At 73.8% G+C, this 7272-nt stretch carries 5 protein-coding genes and 1 pseudogene; 4 read left to right on the forward strand and 2 right to left on the reverse strand.

What is annotated here, in order from left to right:
- Positions 1–279: pseudogene (locus tag J0670_RS24785) on the reverse strand (cell division protein FtsL); the annotation flags it as partial.
- A 99-nt stretch (positions 280–378) separates the two neighbouring features.
- The gene (gene rsmH, locus J0670_RS24790; RefSeq protein ID WP_207813872.1) at positions 379–1353 is read right to left on the reverse strand and encodes a 16S rRNA (cytosine(1402)-N(4))-methyltransferase RsmH; all 975 of its coding nucleotides are present in this window, start codon (positions 1351–1353) and stop codon (positions 379–381) included.
- A 549-nt stretch (positions 1354–1902) separates the two neighbouring features.
- Between rsmH and J0670_RS24795 the strand changes: the two genes are divergently transcribed.
- The 4 genes from J0670_RS24795 to J0670_RS24810 all read left to right on the forward strand — a co-directional run.
- Positions 1903–2445 (forward strand): carbonic anhydrase, encoded by a 543-nt coding sequence (locus J0670_RS24795; RefSeq protein WP_207813873.1) that lies wholly within the window; start codon positions 1903–1905, stop codon positions 2443–2445.
- A gap of 256 nt (positions 2446–2701) precedes the next feature.
- On the forward strand, positions 2702–3748 hold the full coding sequence (locus J0670_RS24800; protein WP_207813874.1) for a MoxR family ATPase: 1047 nt from the start codon (positions 2702–2704) through the stop codon (positions 3746–3748).
- 1 nt (position 3749) lies between these two features.
- On the forward strand, positions 3750–5072 hold the full coding sequence (locus J0670_RS24805; protein ID WP_307806675.1) for a DUF58 domain-containing protein: 1323 nt from the start codon (positions 3750–3752) through the stop codon (positions 5070–5072).
- The coding region (locus J0670_RS24810) for a DUF3488 and transglutaminase-like domain-containing protein (RefSeq protein ID WP_207813875.1) at positions 5069–7272 on the forward strand (2204 nt) is incomplete at its 3' end. The genes J0670_RS24805 and J0670_RS24810, both read left to right, overlap by 4 nt.

The raw sequence follows: 7272 nt of genomic DNA on the forward strand, positions 1-7272 counted from the left end.
GAGGAAGGCCATCCCGCCGGCCGGGACCATGCCCAGCTCGGCGGCCCGCTTGGCCAGCGCGTCCGGGGCCGAGTTCCGGTCGATCTCGTGCTGGAGGCTCTGCTGCTCGTCGGTCGCGGTGGTGGTCTGCCGTTGCAGCCGGGAGAGCTCGAAGGAGCCCTCGTTGAGCGCCGTGTTCAGGGCGAGCAGCCCGAGCAGCCCGGCCGCCAGCAGCACCACCACGAGCACCGCGAAGGGTGTGCGCCCCCGGACCGGGCGCTTGCCCGGCCGGACCGTGATGCGCGCCCTGCCCTGCCCGGGGAGTCCTCCCCGCCCCGCCCGGACCTCACCGGCCACCGGCCCCACTGCTTTCCTCCGCCCTTCGGACCCCGCCGGGGCTCAGCCCCGCTTGCTTCGGTCCCTGATCCTCTCCGCCACCCGCAGCCGTACGGGCGCGGCGCGCCGGTTCTCCTCGATCTCCTCCTCCGTGGCCAGTTCGGCACCGCGAGTGATCAGTTTGAGCCAGGGCTGGTGCTCCTCCGGGATGAACGGCAGTCCCGGCGGCGCGGTGCTGGTCGCCCCGGCGGCGAAGTACTGCTTCACCAGCCGGTCCTCCAGCGATTGGTACGACATCACGACGATCCGGCCGCCGATCGCGAGGGCGTCCAGCGCTCCCGGGATCGCCCGGTCCAGGACCTCCAGCTCTCCGTTGACCTCGATCCGCAGCGCCTGGAACGTCCGCTTGGCCGGGTTCCCGCCGGTGCGGCGGGTCGCCGCGGGGATGGCGTTGCGCACCAACTCGACCAGACGCGCGCTGTTGGAGAACGGTTCCTTCTCCCGTTCCCGCACGATCACCGAGGCGATCTTCCCGGCGAACCGCTCCTCGCCGTACACCTTGAGGATCCGGGCCAGGTCGCCGTGGCTGTAGGTGTTCAGCACCTCCGCCGCGCTGATCCCCCGGGTCTGGTCCATCCGCATGTCCAGCGGCGCGTCCTGCGCGTACGCGAATCCGCGCTCCGCCTCGTCCAGCTGCATCGAGGAGACGCCGAGGTCGAACAGGATGCCGTCCACCCGGTCGATGCCCAGGCGCTCCAGCACCTCGGGGATCTCGTCGTACACCGCGTGCACCAGGGTGGCCCGGTCGCCGAACGGGGCCAGCCGCTCGCCGGACAGCTTGAGCGCCTGCGGGTCGCGGTCCACCGCGACCAGCCGGACCTCCGGGAACTGGGTCAGCAGCGCCTCGCTGTGCCCGCCGAGGCCGAGGGTGGCGTCCACCACCACCGCGCCGGGACGCGAGATCGCCGGAGCCAGGGCATCCATGCACCGCTGCAGCATCACCGGAACGTGCTTGGGACCCGGTTCGTTGGTGGTCATGCGCGGTGGCGCCCTTCCTCGGTGCGGAGCAGCCCGACGTCCGGGAGCTCCGACCATTCTCGCCCACCACCCCCCGGCACGACGACGCGGCCCGTGGTCCCCGCCCGCTCCAAGGGGAAGGTGGTGACCGCCCGGCGCCGGGGAAGGTGCGCCAGGTGAGCACGGAGCGGGTGGAGGCCACGGGCCGCGTCGATCGGGCCGCACCGGCCGGCGAGGCCCGGTTGACGGGCTCCGGCGGGTGTGCTCCACTGCGCCGCAAACTCTATCGCGCGGGCCTCGGCAGTCAATGGTCCGCTCCGGCGCACCACCCGGGCGGCGGTACGGATCACCGCAGGTCGCGGCCGTCCGCACGGGCCGGTCGAGGCGCCCGCCCGGGGTCTCGCGCAGCCGCCGCACGCCCCTCCGAGCGACCGGGTACGAACCGTCGGAACCCACTCCGGGAGCAGCCCGGACAAACCCTCCCGTTGTCGCTATGCGCTCGATCACAGCGGCCCGTTCTGTAGCTCTTCACCCCACCGCGGCACGGGGTATCGCACTAACGTCGCCCCCATGACAGTGACCCCCGACCGGCCCACGCCGAACGCCGCTGCCGACTCCGAGAACCCCACCATCATCGACCGCTTCGTCACGGCCAACCGCGAGTACGCGGTGACCTTCCGGGACGGCGGCATGGACGCCCGCCCGGTGCGGAGGATCGCCGTCGTGGCGTGCATGGACGCCCGCCTCGACCTGTTCGCGGCGCTCGGCCTCGAACTGGGCGACGCACACGTCATCCGCAACGCCGGGGGCGTCGTCACCGACGACACCATCCGCTCCCTGACCATCAGCCAGCGCGCCCTCGGCACCCGCTCGATCGCGCTGATCCACCACACGGGGTGCGGCCTGCTCGGGCTCACCGAGGACTTCCGCCGCGAACTGGAGCTGGAGGTCGGCCAGCGCCCGCAGTGGGCGGTGGAGGCCTTCGTCGACCTGGACGGCGACGTCCGCCAGTCCATGCAGCGGGTGCGCACCTCCCCCTTCCTGCTGCACACCGACGACGTGCGCGGCTTCGTCTTCGACGTCCACACCGGCCTGCTGCGCGAGATCGGCTGACACCCGCACCGTCACCCGCCCGCCCGGCCAACGGAGTCCGGGCATTCGGGGAGGGCCGAATGGTGACTTCTGGCCACCGCACGGGGGAGAATGCGCCTGCCGGTCGGACCCCGAACCACCTGGGGCGGCCGGGCCGCAGGCCGCCTCCCCGGCGCCGGATCCTCGTTCGGAACCGCCCCCGGGACGGCCGCGTCAAGCATGGGGTGGGGTCCGGCCTCGGGTGAGGCGGGCACGGTGTGCCAGGGAGCGTAAACGGGTGACGAGCTACAACGATCAGGCCGGTCTCGGCGGTCCTGCGGGGGGCGAGCAGAGGGCGAACGGACACCACCAGGTCGGGCTCCCCGAACTCGCCGCGGTCGTGGACCGCGTCCGCGCCAACATCGAGAGCGTGATCGAGGGCAAGCCGGAGGCCGTCCGGATCGCCCTGACCGTCCTGCTCGCCGAGGGCCACCTGCTGCTGGAGGACGTTCCCGGCGTCGGCAAGACCATGCTCGCCAAGGCGCTCGCCCGGTCCGTCGACTGCACGGTGCGCCGCATCCAGTTCACCCCCGACCTGCTGCCCTCGGACGTCACCGGCACCAACATCTACGACCAGCAGCGGCACGACTTCGAGTTCCGCCCGGGCGCGATCTTCGCCCAGATCGTGGTCGGCGACGAGATCAACCGCGCCTCGCCCAAGACCCAGTCCGCGCTGCTGGAGTCCATGGAGGAGCGTCAGGTCACCATCGACGGCACCAGCTACGAGCTGCCCTCGCCGTTCATGGTCGTGGCCACCCAGAACCCGGTCGAGATGGAGGGCACCTACCCCCTCCCCGAGGCCCAGCGGGACCGCTTCATGGCCCGCATCTCGATCGGCTACCCCAGCCCCGAGGCCGAGTTCGCGATGCTCGACGTGCACGCCGGCGCCAACCCGCTGGGGGACCTCCAGCCGGTCGCGCACGCCTCCGACATCCTCAAGCTGGTCGACCTGGTCCGCTCCGTGCACATCGCCGACCCGGTCCGCCGCTACGCCGTCGACCTGGTCGCCGCCACCCGCACCAGCCCCGAGCTGCGCCTGGGGGCCTCGCCGCGCGCCACCCTGCACCTGGTCCGGGCCGCCCGTGCCGCCGCCGCGCTGGACGGGCGCGACTACGTCACCCCGGACGACATCCAGCGCCTGGCCGTCCCGGTCCTCGCGCACCGCCTGATGCCGACCGCCGAGACCCAGCTCAGCCGCCGCACCTCCGAGCAGATCGTGACCGACCTGGTCGCCCGGCTGCCGCTGCCGCGCCCGCAGGGCAGCCCGGCCGTCCGGAGGGGCTGAGGTGGCCTCGTCCGATCAAACGGGCGGACTGCGGGCCGGACTCCGCGGCCTCACCACCCGGGGCCGCTCCTTCCTCGCGGCCGGACTGACCGCGATGCTCTGCGCCTACGTGCTCGACCAGGACGCGCTGCTGCGCGTCGGCGTGCTGCTCGCCGGGCTGCCGCTGGTGGCCGCCCTGGTGGTCGCCAACACTCGCTACCGGGTGGCCAGCGGACGCCGGCTCAGCCCGCGCCGGGCGATCGCCGGCCAGGAGGCCCGGGTCCACCTGCGGGTCGACAACGTCTCCCGGGTGCCCACCGGACTGCTCCTCCTGGAGGACAAGGTCCCGTACGTGCTCGGGCCGCGCCCGCGCTTCGTGCTGGACCGGGTCGAGCCGCAGGGCTTCCGCGAGGTCTCCTACCGGGTCCGCTCCGACCTGCGCGGCCGCTACCCGCTCGGGCCGCTGCAACTGCGGCTGTCCGACCCGTTCGGGATGTGTGAGGTCAACCGCGCCTTCACCGCCTCCGACGTGCTCACCGTCGTGCCCCAGGTCCAGGCCCTGCCGCAGGTACGACTCAGCGGCGAGTGGGCCGGCCAGGGCGAGAGCCACACCCGCGCCCTGGCACTGGCCGGTGACGACGACGTGATCCTGCGCGAGTACCGGCCCGGCGACGACCTGCGCCGGGTCCACTGGCGCTCCACCGCCCGGTACGGCGAACTGATGGTGCGCCGCGAGGAGCAGCCGCAGAGGGCCCGGGCCACCGTGCTGCTGGACACCCGCGAGATCGGCCACCGGGGCAGCGGGCCGGCCTCCTCCTTCGAGTGGGCGGTCAGCTGCGCCGCCTCCGTCGCCGTGCACGTGCTGGAGCGCGGCTACCAGACCCAGCTGCTGACCGACACCGGCCAGTGGGTGCCCGGCCCGGGCGCCGGCGGCCACAACAGCGCCGCCGACACCTCCGGGCTCGTCCTGGACGCCCTCGCGGTGGCCGACCTGTCCGACGGCAGCGGGCTCACCCGCGCCGAGGAGCCGCTGCGCGCCGGCGGCGACGGCCTGCTGGTCGCCGTCCTCGGCGAGCTCGACGAGGCACAGACCGCCCGGCTGGCCCGGCTGCGCGGCCGTACCGGCGGGGCGATCGCCTTCCTGCTCGACACCGGCACCTGGGCCGGCCTGCGGATGCTCGCCCCGAACACCGGCGGCGACGAGTTCCGCGACCGGGTCCGGCAGCTGCGCGAGGCCGGCTGGACGGTCCTGCCGGTACGGGCCGGCGACTCCGTACCGGACCTGTGGCGGGCCGCCGACGGCGCCAAGACGACCGCCCCCTACCGAGAAGAGGCCGGCGCGTGACCACCCGGGCCAAACTGACCGTGTACTCGGCGCTGGCCACCGCCCTCGCCGCGCTGTGCATGATCCCGCTGCTCACCACGCGCAGCTGGCTCACCCACGCCGTCCTGGTGATCGCCGTGATCGCGGCGGTCGGCGCCGGCCTGCGCCGCCTCCCGCTGTACCGCTGGACGGTGCCGGTCGCGCAGCTGCTGGTGCTGTTCCTGCTGCTGGTGATCGGCTTCGGCGGCAGCCTGCTGCCCGGGCCGGTCTCGATGCACGTCCTGGGCCAGGTCCTCTCCGCCGGTGTCGACGACATCAAGCAGTACGCCATCCCGGCGCCGCCCACCGCGGGCCTGCGGCTGATCCTGGTCTCCGCGGTCGGCGTGATCGCCGTCCTGGTGGACACCGTCGCGGTGACCTACCGGCGCTCGGCGCTGGCCGGACTGCCGCTGCTGGCGCTGTACTCGGTCGGCAACGGCCTCGCCGGGGACCACGGCAGCTGGCTCTGGTTCGGCCTCGCCGCGCTCGGCTACCTGGTGCTGCTGTTCGCCGAGGGCCAGGACCGGGTCTCCCGCTGGGGCCGGGTGTTCCACGGCGGCGCGCGCGGCGAGACGGGCTCCGGCTCGGTCAACCCGGGCGGGCGGCAGGTCGGTGTGCTGGCGCTGGCACTGGCGCTGCTGCTGCCGGTCTTCCTGCCGCGCTGGGACGCCGGGCTGCTGCACTCCGACTCCGGCGGCACGTCCGGCAAGGGCGGCGCCTCCGGCAGTGTGGCGACCAGCCTCGACCCGCTGGTCAGCCTGGAGGCCGCGATCGCCAAGCCGAGCGACACCGAGCTGCTGACCTACACCCTGGACAGCGACCTGGCCGACCAGATCTACCTGCGCACCGGCTCGCTGGACCAGTTCGACGGCACCAGCTGGAAGCTCAGCAGCACCACCGTCAACGACCTCCCCGCCAACCTGCCCGCCCCCGAGGGCCTGAAGAACACCAACGTCCCCCGGATCGAGGGCGACTTCCAGGTCAGCGACGGGCTGGAGAAGAGCTGGCTGCCGATGCCGTACCCGGCCGCCTCCGTGCAGGTGCCCAACCGCGGCGAGTGGAAGCTCGACCCGCTGACCCGCACCGTGGTGCCGACCAACGGCAAGGCGATCAGCGGCCTGAGCTACCACGTCTCCGCGCTGGACCTGCGGCCCACCGCCGACGAGCTGCGCACCGCGCCGGCCGCCCCGTCGGACATCCGGGACCGGTACACCGCCGTCCCGACCGACCTGCCGTCGGTGGTCGCCGAGCAGGCCAAGGCCGTCACCGCCAACGCGCGCAACGACTACGACCGGGCGACGGCGCTGGTGAACTGGTTCACCAGCCCGCGGTTCACGTACGACACCAACGTCTCGGGCGGCACCGGCAGCGACGCGATCTCGGTCTTCCTGCGCGACCGCCGGGGCTTCTGCGTGCACTTCGCCTCCACCATGGCGGCGATGGCCCGGGAGCTGAAGATCCCGGCCCGGGTCGCGGTCGGCTTCACCCCCGGCGACAACAAGGGCGGCAACGTCCACTCGGTCACCGGCCGGATGTACCACGCCTGGCCCGAGCTGTACTTCTCCGGCTACGGCTGGATGCGCTTCGAGCCGACCCCGAGCCGCGGCGTCCCGGCCCGATACCAGGAGTCGTCCAGCATCCCGACCACCGCGCCCACCCAGCAGCCGTCCGCCGCGGCCTCCAGCGCGGCGGCCGCCCCGGCGCCGAGCGCCAGCACGGACTGCACCGCCAAGCAGCGCCAGCTGGGCGAGTGCGGGGCGAAGGACAAGGCCGTCTCGCGGGCCTCCCAGGAGTCCTGGCTGCTGTCCGGTCAGGTGCTCGGCACCCTGGCCGCGGTGCTCGTGGTGATCGCACTGCTGCTCGTCCCGATGTTCTGGCGCACGGCCCTGCGCCGTCGCCGACTCGGCGGCGGCGGGCGGCGCCGGCCCGGCGGGGGCGGCCCGGCCGAGCTGACCGACGCCCAGGTGCTGGCCGCCTGGGACGAGCTGATCGACTCCGCCTGGGACGTCGGAATTCCCCCGGACGAGTCACGCACCCCGCGCTCGGCCGCCCGTCGGATCACCGAGAAGGCGGACCTGGACACGGACTCGGCGGCCGCCGCCGGGCGGCTGGCGCTGGCCGCCGAACGGGTGCTCTACGCCCCGCCCGGGCAGGCCTCCACGGCTCCGCTGGCCGCCGACGT

Source organism: Streptomyces sp. FH025, assembly GCF_017427025.1.
GTDB lineage: Bacteria > Actinomycetota > Actinomycetes > Streptomycetales > Streptomycetaceae > Kitasatospora.

Coding starts and splice junctions, on each gene's coding strand:
- rsmH (WP_207813872.1), bottom strand. CDS start 1,353: ATGACCACCAACGAACCGGGTCCCAAGCACGTTCCGGTGATGCTGCAG.
- J0670_RS24795 (WP_207813873.1), top strand. CDS start 1,903: ATGACAGTGACCCCCGACCGGCCCACGCCGAACGCCGCTGCCGACTCC.